Genomic DNA, 13,260 nt, shown 5'->3' on the forward strand with positions numbered 1-13,260 from the left:
GCGCGCTGGACGCTGGGCACTCTGCCGGAAACGGCACAAACGGCCTCAGCGCAGGCGCCTACCAGTGACAGCCGTCGTCCTGGAAGGCGTTGACGTCTTCGTCGAAGTCCGTGCGGCGACCGTCCCGGGCACGCACGTAGCTGAAGCTGTAGATCCGTGCGCCCTGCGTGCTCAGTGTGTAGTGACCGTTGATGCGACCGTCCACGCGCTCTTCCCAGACGGTGTCGAACTGGTAGGGGCGGTCTTCGTCCAGCACCGTGGTCTGTTCGGAGACCCGGCGCAGTGGCAGGCGCTCGCTGTGCCCGGCGTAGCGCACATCGGCGCGGCCATCGTCCAGCCAGCGCCATTCCAGGTGGATCGTGTTGTCGCGGCCACCGCTGAGGCAGCGGTGGTCCGGTGCGGCCGTGGCCGGTCCACTGGCAAGCAGCAGCACCAGGGCTGCTGCGACCGCGAGCGTTGGTGTTGCGGCCATGGCGCTTTTGTCCAACGAGGGGCGCCAGCATAGCGCGCCCCCGCTGTTACCTGCGCAGCGCGCGTGGCTGCAGACGCGTACCACCGCTCATCAGCATGCGTGGCAGCGGCATCTGCAGGAAGTCGTGCGGGAAGGCAGGCGCGACCGCGCTGATCGCATCCAGCCGTGCCAGCGCCTCAGCCGGCAGCGCCAGATCCAGCGCCGTCAGGTTGTGTTCGAACTGGTCCAGGGTGCGTGCACCGACGATCGGCATGGCTCCGGCCGCGGGTCGTTGCAGCAGCCAGGCCAGAGCGACCTGCGCAGCCGAGTGCGACAGTTCCGCCGCGACGGCAGCGACTTCCCCGGCGATGTTCAACGAACGTGGCGTCAACGCGCCATTGATGAGGGCCACGTTGCGCCGGGAACCGCCCGGCGTAGCCTCCGGCGGCTCGGCCGTGGTGAGATCAGCCGCGCTGTACTTGCCGGTCAGCACCCCGCTGCCCAGCGGCGACCACGCCACCACGCCCAACCCGAGCGCCTCGGCCATCGGCAGCAGCTCCTGTTCGACGCTGCGCTGGATCAGGCTGTATTCGATCTGCAGGGCCACCAGCGGCGCCCAACCGCGCAGGTCGGCCAGGGTCTGCATGCGGGCGATCTGCCAGGCCGGCGTGTCCGAGATGCCGGCATACAGCACCTTGCCGCTGCGCACGAGATCGTCGAAACCGCGCATCACCTCGTCCACCCCGGTGGTGTCGTCCCAGGCGTGCAGGTACAGCAGATCCAGGTAGTCGGTGCCGAGTCGGCGCAGGCTGTCCTCCACCGAGCGCATCATGCTCTTGCGGTGGTTGCCGGCGTTGTTCGGATCGCCGGGCACGGTCGCCAGGGTGTACTTGCTGGCGATCACCAGCCGTTCGCGGCGGCCCTGGGCGAATCGCCCGAGCAGCGTCTCGGCGCTGCCATTGGTGTAGTTGTTTGCGGTATCAACGAAGTTGCCACCGCGTTCGACGTAGGCATCGAAGATGCGGCGGGCCTCGGCTTCGTCCGCGCCCCACCCCCAATCGGCACCGAAGGTCATCGTGCCCAGCGCCATCGGGCTGACACGCAGGCCGGAGCGACCGAGCAGGCGGTAGTGATCAAGTGACATGTGGCATTCCATTGGAGGAGGCGGTGTGCCGCCGGGAGGGAAAGCATCCGCCCGATGATCCTGTGGATAAACTGGACACATCCGAACTGACAATGAAGAAGGGCTTCACAATGGATCCCTCCGCACCGCTGTCGGCGGTGGTCGCGTTTGTCCACGTGGCCGACCACGCCAGCTTTACCCGCGCCGCAGATGCGCTTGGTGTCTCGACCTCGGCACTGTCACAGAGCGTGCGCGCGCTGGAAGCGCGGATGGGCGTGCGCCTGTTGCAACGGACCACGCGCCGGGTGGGCCTGACCGAGCACGGTGCGCGCTTCCTGCAGCGCGTACGTGGCGGGCTGGCACAGATCGAATCGGCCTTCGAGGACCTGGACAGCGCGCGGACCGTGCCGGCCGGTCGGCTGCGCATCACCCTGCCACGCATCGTTGCCGAGCGCCGGGTCCTGCCGGCGCTGCCGTCCTTCCTGGCCCGGTATCCGCAGGTGGAGGTGGAACTGTGCGTGGAACCGGCGTTGACCGATCTGGTCGCCGAGGGTTTCGACGCAGGCATCCGCCTGGGGGAATCGTTGGCGCAGGGCATGATCGCGGTGCCGATCGGGCCGCCCGAGCGCCAGGTGGTGGTGGCCACGCCGGGCTACTTCGCGCGCCACGGTGTGCCGCAGAGCCCGCAGGAGCTGCAGGGCCACGACTGTATCGTCCATCGCCGCGCCAATGGCCGGCTGATGCCCTGGGAATTCAGCCGTGAGGGGCGTGACCTGGACGTAGCCGTCGAGGGCCGGCTGGTGTTCAACGATGCCGAACTGGCCTATGCGGCGGTGCTGGCTGGGCTGGGCATGGCGCAGGGGTTCGCCTCACTGGTCGCCGACGACCTGGCTGCCGGCCGCCTGCGCAGCGTGCTGGAGGACTGGCAGCCGCCGTTCCCCGGCTTTCATCTGTACTACCCGGCGCGCGAGCATATGGCGCCCAAGCTGCGGGTGTTCATCGACCACCTGCGCGCGGCCTGCCAGGCCGACGGGATCTCAGCCGTTCAGGCCCAGGCGGATGCCGAAGCCGACCAGGAACAGGCCGGCAACACGCCGTAGCGCATCGCTGACCCGCGGGTGCTGGATCAACCGGCGGCGGGCCAGGTTGCCGACCCAGATCAGCAGCGAGCAGTAGGCGATGCTGACCACGAAGATGATCCCGGCCAGCGCGGCGAACGTAGCGATGCCCTGGTGGGCCTTCGGGTCGATGAACAACGGCAGGAAGGCCATGTAGAACAGGATCGCCTTCGGATTGAGCAGGCTGACCAGGATCGCCTGGTGGAAGTAGCGTCCGGGCTGCATGCGCACCGGGCCAACGTCGGCACCGTCACCCTTGGGCGTGCGCAGCAGGCTGATGCCTACCCACACCAGATACGCCGCGCCGAGATACTGCACGGCATGGAACACCGTCGGATTGGCCTTCAGCAGCGCGGCCACGCCGGCCAGTGCCAGCCACATCAGGATCTGGTCGCCGACCAGCAGGCCGGCCAGCGCCGTGTAGCCGCCGCGCACACCGCCGCGACCGGTAGCGGTCAGCAGGGTGAAGGTGCCCGGCCCGGGCAGCGCCAGAAACACCAGCACAGCGAGCAGGAAGGTCCACAGATCCTGGATGCCCATCCACGGCATGGCGCGACTCTCTTACAACGGGGGAGCGCCATTGTCGGCCAGTGCTGGCGCAGGCGACAGGGGCGTGTCGCCATTGCCGGGCATGGCGGACAGCAGCGGTTGCAGATGCTGGCGCAGCTGCGCGTGCAGTTGCCGCACCGCCGGTGAGAACTGCTTGCGATGGGGGCAGACCAGCTGCAGGGGAATGTGGCTGCCGATGCCATCCAGCAGCACCTGCAGGCGCCCTTCCAGCACGTCGTCGCGGACGTCCAGCCAGGACTTGTAGGTGATGCCTTCGCCGGCGACCGCCCAGCGCCGCACCACGTCGGCGTCGTCGCAGACCAGTGGCCCGCGCACCGGGATCACCACGCGGCGCCCCTCAATCTCGAACGACCAGCGATCGTAGGCGCGGCCGCCGAGCTGGTAGACAAGGCAATCATGCTCGCGCAGATCTTCCAGGCGGCTGGGCGTGCCACGCCGCCGCAGGTACCCGGGCGACGCAGCCAGCACCCGCCGGTTCTGTTCCAGCAAGGGCAGGGCGACGTAGCTGGCGTCGTCGAAGTGGCCGATGCGGATGGCCACGTCGACCGGATCGCGGAACACGTCGGCCACTTCGTCGGACAGGCGCAGGTGCAGGCGCAGCCGTGGATGCGCCGCGCGGAACGCGGTCAGCCACGGCAGCAGCAGGTTGCGGCCGAAGTCCGACGGCGCCGACAACTGCAGGGTGCCGTGCAGTTCGGCGTCCTCGCCCTGCACCCGCGCCTGGCCTTCGCGCAGGGTGCTCAGAACCTCCTGTGCGTAGGGCAGATACAGCGCGCCCTCGGCGGTCAGCCGCAGGCTGCGGGTGGTGCGTACGAACAGGCGCAGGTCCAGTTCGCGTTCCAGCCGTGCCACCGCTGCGGCAACCTGGCCCGGCAGCAGGTCGGCCTCGCGCGCGGCCTGGGAGAAGCTGCCCAGCGCGGCGGTACGGACAAACAGCTGCAGATCGTCGAAGCGGACCATTTTCATTGCCGCAGTGAAAGTGTTGACCGATTCTGCGCCTTTCCGCCCCCCTGCGCACGGCGCACGCTGTGGTCTCTCCTCCCTGGATATCCCCCATGCGTGCCATTGCCTACACCCAAGCCGGCCTGCCGATCGACGACCCGCAGGCCCTGATCGATCTCGACCTGCCCCTGCCCCAGCCGGGCCCGCGCGACCTGCGGGTGGCGGTGCGCGCGGTGGCGGTGAATCCGGTCGACACCAAGGTGCGGCGCGGCGCCGCCACCGACGGCCCGCGCGTGCTGGGGTGGGATGCGGTCGGTGTGGTCGAAGCGGTCGGCAGCGAGGTAACCCTGTTCCGGCCCGGCGATGCGGTGTACTACGCCGGTGTGATCGATCGCCCGGGCAGCAATGCCGAGTACCAGCTGGTGGACGAGCGCAGCGTTGGCCGCAAGCCGGCCAGCCTGGACGATGCCGCCGCTGCGGCGCTGCCGTTGACCGCGATCACCGCATGGGAACTGCTGTTCGACCGCCTGCGTATTGCCGAAGGCGGTGGCGAGGGCCAGACCCTGCTGGTGATCGGTGCAGCGGGTGGCGTGGGTTCGATCCTGGTGCAGTTGGCGCGCAGGCTGACGAAGCTGACGGTGATCGGCACCGCCTCGCGGCCGGAGACCCAGGACTGGGTGCAGGCGATGGGCGCGCACCATGTGATCGACCACACCCGGCCGCTGGCCGAGGGCCTGGCCCGGCTGGGCATCACCCAGGTAGACCATGTGGCCAGCCTGACCCACACCGACCAGCACTACGCGCAGCTCGTCGAGCTGCTGGCGCCGCAGGGGCAGCTGGGGCTGATCGATGATCCGGGCCAGATCGATGTGATGGCGCTCAAGCGCAAGGCGCTGTCGCTGCACTGGGAATCCATGTTCACCCGGCCGCTGTACAGGACCGCGGACATGCAGCGCCAGCACGAACTGCTGAACCGGGTGGCCGATCTGGTCGATGCCGGCGTGCTGCAGACCACGCTGGGCGAGCACTTCGGGCGCATTGACGCAGCCAACCTGCGGCGCGCACATGCGCTGCTGGAGAGCCACCGGGCCAAGGGCAAGATCGTGCTGGAAGGCTGGTAACGCCGGGCTGCGCCCGGCACCCGCAGAGGCAACGGCAACAGCGAGAGCCAGAGCCAGAGCAGGCTTCCTGTGGGTTGGCGGGGCGGTGTGGGTGTGCGGGGGCGCCGTGAACCCGTCCATGGGGGCTTGGTCGCCGCATCCATGCGGCTCACACCCCGCAAACCCACACCGCCCCGCCTTCGACGGTTTCCCGCCGCTGTTGGTAGGTGTCGACCTTGGTCGACACAGTAGCTCCACGCCATGCGTGGATGAAGCCAAGCAAGCGTGCTACGCCACGCCGTTGTCCACATGCTCGGCGAAGCCGGGCCGGGGGCGCAGGCGTTCGAACCAGGCGTCTACGTGGCGCAGCACAGGTTTGTTGCCGGGGGTGCTGCGCCAGCGCTGTGTCGACAGGCCGAGGACGATGTCGGCCAGGCTGAAGTCGGTGCCCGCCACGTAGGCATTGCTGGCGGCAAGCTGGTGGTCGAGCACGGTCATCAGGCGGTTCCATTGTTCCAGGCTTGCCTCAGCGCGTGCGTCGTCCGCGAAGTCGGGGTGCTGGCGCACGCGGGCCATGAACACGTGACGCCAAGCGCTGTTGAGCTCGCTGGCCTGCCAGTCCATCCACTGCTCGACCTGGGCACGGGCTTGTGCAGCGGCCGGCAGCAGATCGTCTCGTCCCTGCCGGGTGGCCAGGTAGCGGCAGATGCTGTTGGACTCCCACAGCACGAAGTCGCCATCGCGCAGCACTGGTACCTGCCGGTTCGGATTCAGCGTGGACAGCACGTCCGGCGCAGGTGCCGGATCATGGGAGAACGGCAGATCGAGTTCGGCGCACAGCCACAGCACTTTGCGCACGTTGATCGAGGTGGGCTTTCCGTACAGTACAAACATGGGTTCGTTTCAGCACGTGAGACTGGGCCAGCCTACACTTGCCACATGCAAACCGAATTCCTCCTCGTCGCCGGCCTGCTGCTGGTCGTGCTGATCCTGCAACTGGTGGCGCTGCTGCGCCGCCCGCCCCACGACCGGCTGGAACAGGCCGTGCGTGATGAAGCACGTGCCGGGCGCAGCGAGTTGCGCGAGCAGCTTGATGGGTTCGCGCGCGCGCTGACCGATCTGTCCACCCGCACCGACCAGCGCCTGGACCTGCTGCGTGAAGCGCTGAGCGAAGACGCACGCAAGGCCCGCGCCGAGGCGGCCGACAGCCAGCAGCGCAGTGCCGCCTCACTGGGCGAACGCCTGCAGGAACTGCGCGTGCAGTTGGATGTATTCGGCCAGCAGCAGGAGGCACGTATCCATGCCTTCGGCCAGCAGCTGCAGGAACTGACCGCGCGTACCGACACCCAGTTCGGTGCGCTCCGACAGGCCCTGGTGGAGGATGCCCGCAAGGGCCGCGAAGAGGGTGCGCAGTCGCAGCAGCGCCTGACCGAGAGCCTGGGCCTGCGCCTGCAGGAACTGACCCAGCGCAACGAACAGCGCATCTCGGAAATGCGCGCCACCCTGGAAGAACAGCTGCGCGCGCTGCAGGCCGACAACGCGCAGAAGCTCGAGCAGATGCGCCACACCGTCGACGAGAAGCTGCAGTCCACGCTGGAAACACGGCTGGGCAATTCGTTCAAGCTGGTGTCCGAACGGCTGGAGCAGGTGCAGCGCGGGCTGGGTGAAATGCAGCAGTTGGCGACCGGGGTGGGCGATCTGAAGCGGGTACTGACCAACGTCAAGAACCGCGGCAGCTGGGGCGAAGTTCAGCTGGAGAACATCCTTGAGCAGACCCTGACCCAGGAACAGTATGCGCGCGGGGTGAAGGTGCGTCCTGACGGCAACGAGATGGTCGACATCGCCGTGCGCCTGCCGGGCCGTCGCGACGACGACACGCCGGTCTGGCTGCCGATCGATTCCAAGTTCCCGCGCGAAGACTATGAGCGCCTGCTTGATGCGCAGGAACAGGGCGATGCCGAGGGCGTGCGCCTGCAGGGCATCCAGCTGGAACGCGCGATCCGCGTGCAGGCCAAGTCAATCTGCGAAAAGTACATCGTGCCCCCGCACACCACCGATTTCGCGGTGATGTTCGTGCCGACCGAAGGACTGTATGCCGAGGTGATCCGGCGCCCGGGCCTGGTCGACCTGCTGCAGCGCGAGCACCGCGTGGTGGTGGCCGGGCCGACCACCGTCACCGCGTTGCTCAACAGCCTGCAGATGGGTTTCCGTACCCTCGCCATCGAACAGCGATCGAGCGAAGTCTGGGGATTGCTGGGCGCAGTGAAGAGCGAGTTCGGCAAGTTCGCCGGCATCCTCGAGAAGGCCGAGAAACAGATCACCACGGTGGGCCGCAGCATCGGCGAGGCCAGCCGCAAGACGCGCACCATCGAGCGCCGCCTGCGCGGCGTGGAATCACTGGCGACCGAACAGGCGCAAGGCCTGCTGGGCGACCTCGGCGAAGCCTCCAGCGACGAAGAGGCGGCAGAAGGCGAAGGTGAGGAAGCCTGAGGCCGGCTGACACGCCACCTGCATCGCCGGGTGCGTATGCTGGCGCCGTCCTCACTGACCAGGTACCGCCATGCGCCTCCGATTCCTTGCCAGCGCTGCACTGGGCGTGCTGCTTGCCGCCTGCAGCAGCACCCCACCGGCCAGTGAAGACGCAGGCACGGCAGCCACAGCGGCCGACAGCCCTGAAGCCGCTGCAGCCTATGAAGAAGCACGCGATGTGGACTGCCGCGCGGCGGGCGGTACGTTGCAGCCGTTGGGCCGCCTGCAACGGGTGCAGTGCGTGATTCCCTATGCTGACGCCGGCAAGTCCTGCAGCAGCAAGAGCGACTGCAGCGGCCAGTGCCTGGCGTCCGCCGAGGTGACCGCAGGCGCGGTGGCAACCGGCACCTGCCAGCGTGATGTCAGCCAGAACTTCGGTTGCCGGCAACGCGTCGACGGTGGCAAGGCACAAGGCACGATCTGCGTGGATTGAAGGTAGTGCCGGCCGCTGGCCGGCAGCTGCACGACCGTTCCCGAAGATTCATGAGGTTGCCGGCCAGCGGCCGGCACTACTGGTCACGTGCGGCGGTATGCTGGTGGGCCTTTCCCCGCTGTAGCCGGAGCCCCGCGTGAGCACCTCGATCCAGGATATTTCCCTCACCACCATCGACGGCCAGCCGTCCTCTCTTGCCGACTACCAGGGCAAGGTGCTGCTGCTGGTCAACGTGGCGTCCAAGTGCGGCCTGACCCCGCAGTACGAAGGCCTGCAGGCGCTGTATGCGGAAAAGCACGCGCAGGGGCTGGAAGTACTGGGCTTCCCGGCCAACAACTTCCTCGGCCAGGAGCCGGGCAGCGAGGCGGAGATCCAGCAGTTCTGCCAGCTGACCTACGATGTGAGCTTCCCGATGTTCGCCAAGATCAGCGTGGCCGGTGAAGATACCCACCCGCTGTACCAGCAGCTGACCGCCGCGCAGCCGCAGGCGATCGGTGAAGGCCCGCTGCGCGAGCGCCTGGCCAGCAAGGAGATTCCGATCCACCCGGCACCGGCGGTGCTGTGGAACTTCGAGAAGTTCCTGGTTGGCCGCGATGGCAAGGTCATCGCCCGCTTTGCCCCCGACGTTGCCGCCGATGACGCGCGCCTGCGCGAAGCGGTCGAGGCGGCGCTGGCGGCCTGAAGACGACGTGCCAACCAAGGTTGGCACCTGCCGGTAGAACAAAAAACCCCGCCGAGGCGGGGTTTTTTCATGCGTTGCCGGCAGCGGTCAATTGGTCCACTGCGGCATCGGCATCGCATCGACCGGGATCGGCGAGTTCGCATCGTCGCTGCCACGCTCGCGCTTGCCACGCAGGTCGTTCTCGATCTGGTAATTGCGGCGCTGCATCCAGGCATCGCGGACCAGGGCGTATTCGTCCACCGCGGTATCGCGCAGGTCGTCGATCGCCAGCAGCTGCGCGCGGGTATCGACCAGCTGAAGGCCCTGCAGACCGATGCGGTACTTGTCGCTTTCGATGCGGCGGATCGGCGACAGCGGGATGTCACCGGCCAGGCCGAACACATCACGCACGGTACGCGGGCCGAAGAACGGCAGTTCCACGTAGCGCGAACGACGCCAGCCCCAGGCCCCCAGGGTCTGCCCGAAGTCCTCGTTGCGTCGCGGCACCATCGCCTTGCTGGCCGGGTCGAACAGGCCACCGATGCCCAGCGTGCTGTTCATCAGGAACCGGCCCAGGCTGTCCCAGGCGTCGCCGGGGCGGCCCTGCAGCAGCTGGTTGGTGATGGTCAGCGGCGCACGCAGGTTGCTGAAGAAGTTGCTCACGCCGGTACGGGCAAAGCGCGGCACCACGTGGGTATAGGCGGTTGCCAGCGGGCGAGCGATACCGCGGTCGACGGCGTTGTTGAACCCGTGCACCTTGCGGTTGAAGGGTTCCCACGGGTCGTACGCGGTAGTGCTGGTGGTGCTGCCATTGGCGCCGTACAGCGCGTCGAAGTCGTCATCGCCGCCCGGTGCAGCGGCGGTGGCATCACTGCCGGTTGCACCCTGCGAGGCGGTAGCCGGTGCCGGCGCGGCCGCAGCAGGTACGGGGGCGTCGGCTGCGACGCTCGCAGCAGGCGCATCCGCACCAGCAGCGTTGTCGACCGTGGTGGTGTTCGTCGCCGGCACCACGGTGTCGGCGGTCGGCGCGTCGCTGCGCGCCGGCTTGCCGGCACAGGCGCTGAGCGCGGCGGCCAGGAGGATCAGGGGGAAAACGCGCACGACGTTCATGTCAGCTCGCAGCAGAAGTAGCGTTGAAGTCCAGGTCGGGCGACAGCCGGTAGGCCGCGCTCAGCTCGTTGTAGCCGGCGGGGGCGCCGGAGATTGTCAGCGGATGGCCGCCCTGGCGCGCGCGTGCGGCCAGCTCGGCCAACAATGCCAGGCCGGCGCTGTCCACGCGCTCGACCTCCGCCAGTTCCAGTCGCGACAGCTGCGCAGGCAGGGCCTGCAGTTGCGGCCACAGCGCGATCACCGCTGCACGGTCGAGCACCCCGCGCAGGCGCAGGGTGTCACCTTCCAGCAGCGCCAGCGCCTTATTTGCCATTGCCGGCCGGCCCAGCCTGCATGCTGCCGCTGCGCAGTTCGGTGGCCACCTGCTTGATACCCTTCTGTCGTAGCGGGGCATCGAACTGGTTGCGGAAGGTCTGCACGTAGGAGATGCCTTCGATATTCACGTCGAAGATCTTCCACTGGCCGCCTTCGTTGCGCATCCAGTACTCCACCGGCGTCGGCTCGCTGCCGGCACGCACCAGCTCGGTGCTCACGCGCACGCCGCGGTTGCCCGGCAGCGGGCTCTCGCCCTTCAGGCGGAAGCTCGGCTTGCCCTGGATGTTGAGCAGGGTCGAGCCATAGCGCTGCATCAGGTTGTCGGCCATCGCATTGGCGAACAGCTTGATGTCAGCGTCCGCAGCGCCGCGGGCGTGCGTGCCCAGCACCAGACGCGCGGCATAGTCGCGGTCGAAGGTGCGGTTGAGCTCGCTGTCGATATAGCTGCGCAGGCTGGCCGGGTTGCCGCTGAATTCGGCACGGCGCTGCTGCAGGGTGGTGAGGATGCGCGTGCTGGCGTCGATCACCACCTTGCCGGCCTGGCCCTGGGGGGCGGCAGCAGCGGGGGCGGCAGCCTGTGCCTGGGCCAGGAACGGGGTAGCCAGCAGCAGCGACGAGGCGAGCAGGGCCGGGATCAGTTTCATCTTCATGGTTGCGGTTCCGTTGCAGGCGCCTGCGCGCCATCGTTGGGCTTCGGAGCAGCGCCGCCACCGGCGCCGCCACTGAACATGTATTTGCCGACCAGCTGGATCAGGTCCACGGCCGGCTGGGTGAAGACGATCTCTTCGCCGGGCTTCAGCACGTCGGGATCGCCGCCGGGCTGCAGACCGATATAGCTCTCGCCGAGCAAACCACTGGTGAAGATGCCCGCCGAGGTATCGGCCGGCAGATCCTTGACCTTGCTGTCCATGCGCAGGGTCACGATCGATTCGAACTTCACCGGGTCCAGATCGATCGCTGCGACCTGGCCGACGGTGACACCACCGATCTTCACCGGCGCCTGCTTGCGCAGCTGGCCGACCTGGGAGAAGCGTGCCTTGAGTTCATAGCCTTCGCCACCCCAGCTCCAGCGCTGGTTGGTCGAGGCGACGGCCAGCACCATCAGCGAGGCCAGGGCCAGCAGCAGGAAGGCGCCGACGGAGAATTCGAGTCTGGGACCGCGGATGGCCATGTGGATTACCTGATCAGTCGTGGTGGCCGCGCGCCGATGCGCACCGCCGATGGAGGGGTTAGGTGAACAACATTGCCGACAGTACGAAGTTGAACATCAGCACCAGCAGCGAGGCGTTGACCACCGCACGGGTGGTGGCGACGGACGTGCCTTCGATGGTCGGTTCGGCGTGGAAGCCGACATAGGCGGCCACCAGGGCCGCGGTACCACCGAAGATCGCCGACTTCAGCATCGCCACGCCGAAGTCGTCCCAGAAGTCCACGCTGCCACGCAGCGCCGACCAGAACACGCCGTTGTCCAGGCCCAGCACGTGCACGGCTTCGAAGTAGCTGGCACTGATCGCCAGCGAACAGAAGATGCCGGTCAGCAGCGGCACGGTCAGTACCGCCGCCCAGAAGCGCGGCGCGACGGCCTTGGCCACCGGGTCGATGGCCATCAGTTCCAGCGCCTTGATCTGGTCGGTGGCGCGCATCAGGCCCAGCTCGGCGGCGATCGAACTGCCGGCGCGGCCGATGAACAACAACGCGGTCAGCACCGGTGCCAGTTCGCGGTACAGCGACAGGCCGAGCAGGGTGGACAGCGCGTCGGCCGCACCGAAGGTGGTCAGCGTGCGGTAGCCCTGCAGGGTCAGCACCAGGCCGACGAAGGCACCGCCCACGGCGATGATCGGCAGCGAGCGCGCACCGATCTTGTAGATCTCGCGGGTCAGCTCGGCCAGGAAATCACGGGTCGGCAGCGAACCGCGCAGCACGGTCAGCGAGAACAGGCCGGCACGACCCAGCGAGCGGGTGGCTTGCACGAACGGCATCAGGCAACCCTCGCGCGCGGTGCGGCATCAAACGGGATGGGACCATCGGGCTGGCCATGCAGGAACTGCTGCAGCAGCGGGTCCTGGCTGGTCTGCAGCGCCTCCGGCGTGCCCTGGAACACGATGCCGCCATTGGCGATCGCGATTACCTGGTCGCAGATCGGCAGGGTCTCGTGCACGTGGTGGCTGACGATGATGCTGGTCAGGCCCAGGCTGTGGTTGAGGCGCTGGATCAGGCTCATGATCACCCCCGAGGCGATCGGGTCCAGCCCGGTCAGCGGCTCGTCGTAGATCATCAGCGGCGGGTCCAGGGCCAACGCGCGGGCCAGTGCCACGCGCCGGGCCATGCCACCGGACAGCTCACGCGGCCAGGCATCGGCGGCGGCCAGCAGGCCGACCGAATGCAGCTTCATCTGCACCAGCCGGCGCAGCACCGGTGCCGGCAGGCGGGTGTGGGTGCGCAACGGCAGGGCGACGTTCTCGGCCACGGTCAGGTCGGTCAGCAGGCCATTGCCCTGCAGCAGTACGCCAACGCTCTTGCGCATCTCCAGAAGCTCGGCGGTACGCTGCGGGATGGGTTTGCCGAACAGGGTGACGTCGCCTGCAACCGGACGCAGTTCGCCGGTCAGCGCCGCCAGCAGGGTCGACTTGCCGCTGCCGGACGGACCGAGCACCGCGGTGATGCTGCCCTTGGGCACCTGCAGCGAAACGTCGCGCAGGATCGTGCGCCCGCTCCGGTCGATGCGGACGTTGGACAACTGCACCAGACTGGGAGTGGAAGCCGACATGGGCACCCTTAACGTTTTTTCGACATTGAAGCATCGGGTCAGACTGCTGAACATAAGCAGACTGGACGGTGCAGTATTGTTGCACGGCCGGACCGTCGCCAGACCGGGACAATTCCGAAAACGACCGGAACAATCCGTCGC

The 13,260-nt window shown here is 67.8% G+C and carries 15 protein-coding genes and 1 pseudogene; 5 read left to right on the plus strand and 11 right to left on the minus strand.

Going from position 1 to position 13,260, the window contains the following annotated elements:
* Positions 1-58 precede the first annotated feature (58 nt).
* A complete protein-coding gene (locus M2299_RS13705; RefSeq protein WP_025875608.1) occupies positions 59-472 on the minus strand; it encodes a hypothetical protein in 414 nt (137 codons plus the stop codon).
* A 46-nt stretch (positions 473-518) separates the two neighbouring features.
* Positions 519-1,607 (minus strand): aldo/keto reductase, encoded by a 1,089-nt coding sequence (locus tag M2299_RS13710; RefSeq protein WP_280884540.1) that lies wholly within the window; start codon positions 1,605-1,607, stop codon positions 519-521.
* A 98-nt stretch (positions 1,608-1,705) separates the two neighbouring features.
* Here M2299_RS13710 and M2299_RS13715 point away from each other — a divergent pair, with 98 nt between their 5' ends.
* Positions 1,706-2,674: a LysR family transcriptional regulator gene (locus M2299_RS13715; protein ID WP_051585166.1), complete on the plus strand. Its 969-nt coding sequence runs from the start codon at positions 1,706-1,708 to the stop codon at positions 2,672-2,674.
* On the opposite strand, the gene leuE is transcribed toward M2299_RS13715, so the two are convergent.
* Together leuE and M2299_RS13725 are read right to left on the minus strand one after the other, a co-directional pair.
* On the minus strand, positions 2,612-3,241 hold the full coding sequence (gene leuE / locus M2299_RS13720; protein ID WP_025875614.1) for a leucine efflux protein LeuE: 630 nt from the start codon (positions 3,239-3,241) through the stop codon (positions 2,612-2,614). The genes M2299_RS13715 and leuE overlap by 63 nt on opposite strands.
* Positions 3,242-3,253: 12 nt before the next feature.
* Entirely contained in the window at positions 3,254-4,228 is a 975-nt protein-coding gene (locus M2299_RS13725; RefSeq protein WP_081794606.1) for a LysR family transcriptional regulator, read from the minus strand.
* Positions 4,229-4,317: 89 nt separating this feature from the next.
* Between M2299_RS13725 and M2299_RS13730 the strand changes: the two genes are divergently transcribed.
* The gene (locus tag M2299_RS13730) at positions 4,318-5,325 is read left to right on the plus strand and encodes a zinc-binding alcohol dehydrogenase family protein (RefSeq protein WP_280884541.1); all 1,008 of its coding nucleotides are present in this window, start codon (positions 4,318-4,320) and stop codon (positions 5,323-5,325) included.
* 267 nt (positions 5,326-5,592) lie between these two features.
* Here M2299_RS13730 and M2299_RS13735 read toward each other — a convergent pair whose 3' ends face one another.
* Positions 5,593-6,198, minus strand: a complete 606-nt coding sequence (locus tag M2299_RS13735) for a glutathione S-transferase N-terminal domain-containing protein (protein ID WP_099844485.1) — start codon at positions 6,196-6,198, stop codon at positions 5,593-5,595.
* Positions 6,199-6,243: 45 nt separating this feature from the next.
* Between M2299_RS13735 and rmuC the strand changes: the two genes are divergently transcribed.
* From rmuC to M2299_RS13750, 3 genes are all read left to right on the plus strand, one after another.
* Positions 6,244-7,794, plus strand: coding sequence for a DNA recombination protein RmuC (rmuC, locus tag M2299_RS13740; RefSeq protein WP_099844483.1), 1,551 nt, complete (start codon positions 6,244-6,246; stop codon positions 7,792-7,794).
* Between the two features lie 70 nt (positions 7,795-7,864).
* Complete coding sequence (locus tag M2299_RS13745; RefSeq protein WP_099844481.1) at positions 7,865-8,266, plus strand: hypothetical protein; 402 nt, start codon at positions 7,865-7,867, stop codon at positions 8,264-8,266.
* A gap of 136 nt (positions 8,267-8,402) precedes the next feature.
* Positions 8,403-8,948 carry a glutathione peroxidase gene (locus M2299_RS13750; protein ID WP_025875625.1) on the plus strand — a complete coding sequence of 182 codons (546 nt, stop codon included), beginning with the start codon at positions 8,403-8,405 and terminating at the stop codon, positions 8,946-8,948.
* Between the two features lie 87 nt (positions 8,949-9,035).
* On the opposite strand, the gene M2299_RS13755 is transcribed toward M2299_RS13750, so the two are convergent.
* The 6 genes and pseudogenes from M2299_RS13755 to M2299_RS13780 form a co-directional block, all read right to left on the minus strand.
* Positions 9,036-10,037, minus strand: coding sequence for a VacJ family lipoprotein (locus M2299_RS13755; protein ID WP_032978521.1), 1,002 nt, complete (start codon positions 10,035-10,037; stop codon positions 9,036-9,038).
* Between the two features lies 1 nt (position 10,038).
* Positions 10,039-10,350 carry an STAS domain-containing protein gene (locus M2299_RS13760; protein ID WP_025875628.1) on the minus strand — a complete coding sequence of 104 codons (312 nt, stop codon included), beginning with the start codon at positions 10,348-10,350 and terminating at the stop codon, positions 10,039-10,041.
* Complete coding sequence (locus M2299_RS13765) at positions 10,340-11,002, minus strand: ABC transporter substrate-binding protein (protein ID WP_025875629.1); 663 nt, start codon at positions 11,000-11,002, stop codon at positions 10,340-10,342. The genes M2299_RS13760 and M2299_RS13765 overlap by 11 nt, the downstream gene beginning before the upstream one ends.
* A 56-nt stretch (positions 11,003-11,058) precedes the next feature.
* A pseudogene (gene mlaD, locus M2299_RS13770) lies at positions 11,059-11,523 on the minus strand (outer membrane lipid asymmetry maintenance protein MlaD); the annotation flags it as partial.
* Between the two features lie 58 nt (positions 11,524-11,581).
* On the minus strand, positions 11,582-12,331 hold the full coding sequence (locus tag M2299_RS13775; protein WP_006404088.1) for an MlaE family lipid ABC transporter permease subunit: 750 nt from the start codon (positions 12,329-12,331) through the stop codon (positions 11,582-11,584).
* A complete protein-coding gene (locus M2299_RS13780) occupies positions 12,331-13,119 on the minus strand; it encodes an ATP-binding cassette domain-containing protein (protein WP_025875633.1) in 789 nt (262 codons plus the stop codon). Before M2299_RS13780 ends, M2299_RS13775 begins: the two co-directional genes overlap by 1 nt.
* Between the last annotated feature and the right edge of the window lie 141 nt (positions 13,120-13,260).

This window comes from Stenotrophomonas sp. 1278 (assembly GCF_029892765.1).
Taxonomy (GTDB): Bacteria; Pseudomonadota; Gammaproteobacteria; order Xanthomonadales; family Xanthomonadaceae; genus Stenotrophomonas; species Stenotrophomonas indicatrix.

Coding starts and splice junctions, on each gene's coding strand:
- M2299_RS13705 (WP_025875608.1), bottom strand. CDS start 472: ATGGCCGCAACACCAACGCTCGCGGTCGCAGCAGCCCTGGTGCTGCTG.
- M2299_RS13710 (WP_280884540.1), bottom strand. CDS start 1,607: ATGGAATGCCACATGTCACTTGATCACTACCGCCTGCTCGGTCGCTCC.
- M2299_RS13715 (WP_051585166.1), top strand. CDS start 1,706: ATGGATCCCTCCGCACCGCTGTCGGCGGTGGTCGCGTTTGTCCACGTG.
- leuE (WP_025875614.1), bottom strand. CDS start 3,241: ATGCCGTGGATGGGCATCCAGGATCTGTGGACCTTCCTGCTCGCTGTG.
- M2299_RS13725 (WP_081794606.1), bottom strand. CDS start 4,228: ATGAAAATGGTCCGCTTCGACGATCTGCAGCTGTTTGTCCGTACCGCC.
- M2299_RS13730 (WP_280884541.1), top strand. CDS start 4,318: ATGCGTGCCATTGCCTACACCCAAGCCGGCCTGCCGATCGACGACCCG.
- M2299_RS13735 (WP_099844485.1), bottom strand. CDS start 6,198: ATGTTTGTACTGTACGGAAAGCCCACCTCGATCAACGTGCGCAAAGTG.
- rmuC (WP_099844483.1), top strand. CDS start 6,244: ATGCAAACCGAATTCCTCCTCGTCGCCGGCCTGCTGCTGGTCGTGCTG.
- M2299_RS13745 (WP_099844481.1), top strand. CDS start 7,865: ATGCGCCTCCGATTCCTTGCCAGCGCTGCACTGGGCGTGCTGCTTGCC.
- M2299_RS13755 (WP_032978521.1), bottom strand. CDS start 10,037: ATGAACGTCGTGCGCGTTTTCCCCCTGATCCTCCTGGCCGCCGCGCTC.
- M2299_RS13760 (WP_025875628.1), bottom strand. CDS start 10,350: ATGGCAAATAAGGCGCTGGCGCTGCTGGAAGGTGACACCCTGCGCCTG.
- M2299_RS13765 (WP_025875629.1), bottom strand. CDS start 11,002: ATGAAGATGAAACTGATCCCGGCCCTGCTCGCCTCGTCGCTGCTGCTG.
- M2299_RS13775 (WP_006404088.1), bottom strand. CDS start 12,331: ATGCCGTTCGTGCAAGCCACCCGCTCGCTGGGTCGTGCCGGCCTGTTC.
- M2299_RS13780 (WP_025875633.1), bottom strand. CDS start 13,119: ATGTCGGCTTCCACTCCCAGTCTGGTGCAGTTGTCCAACGTCCGCATC.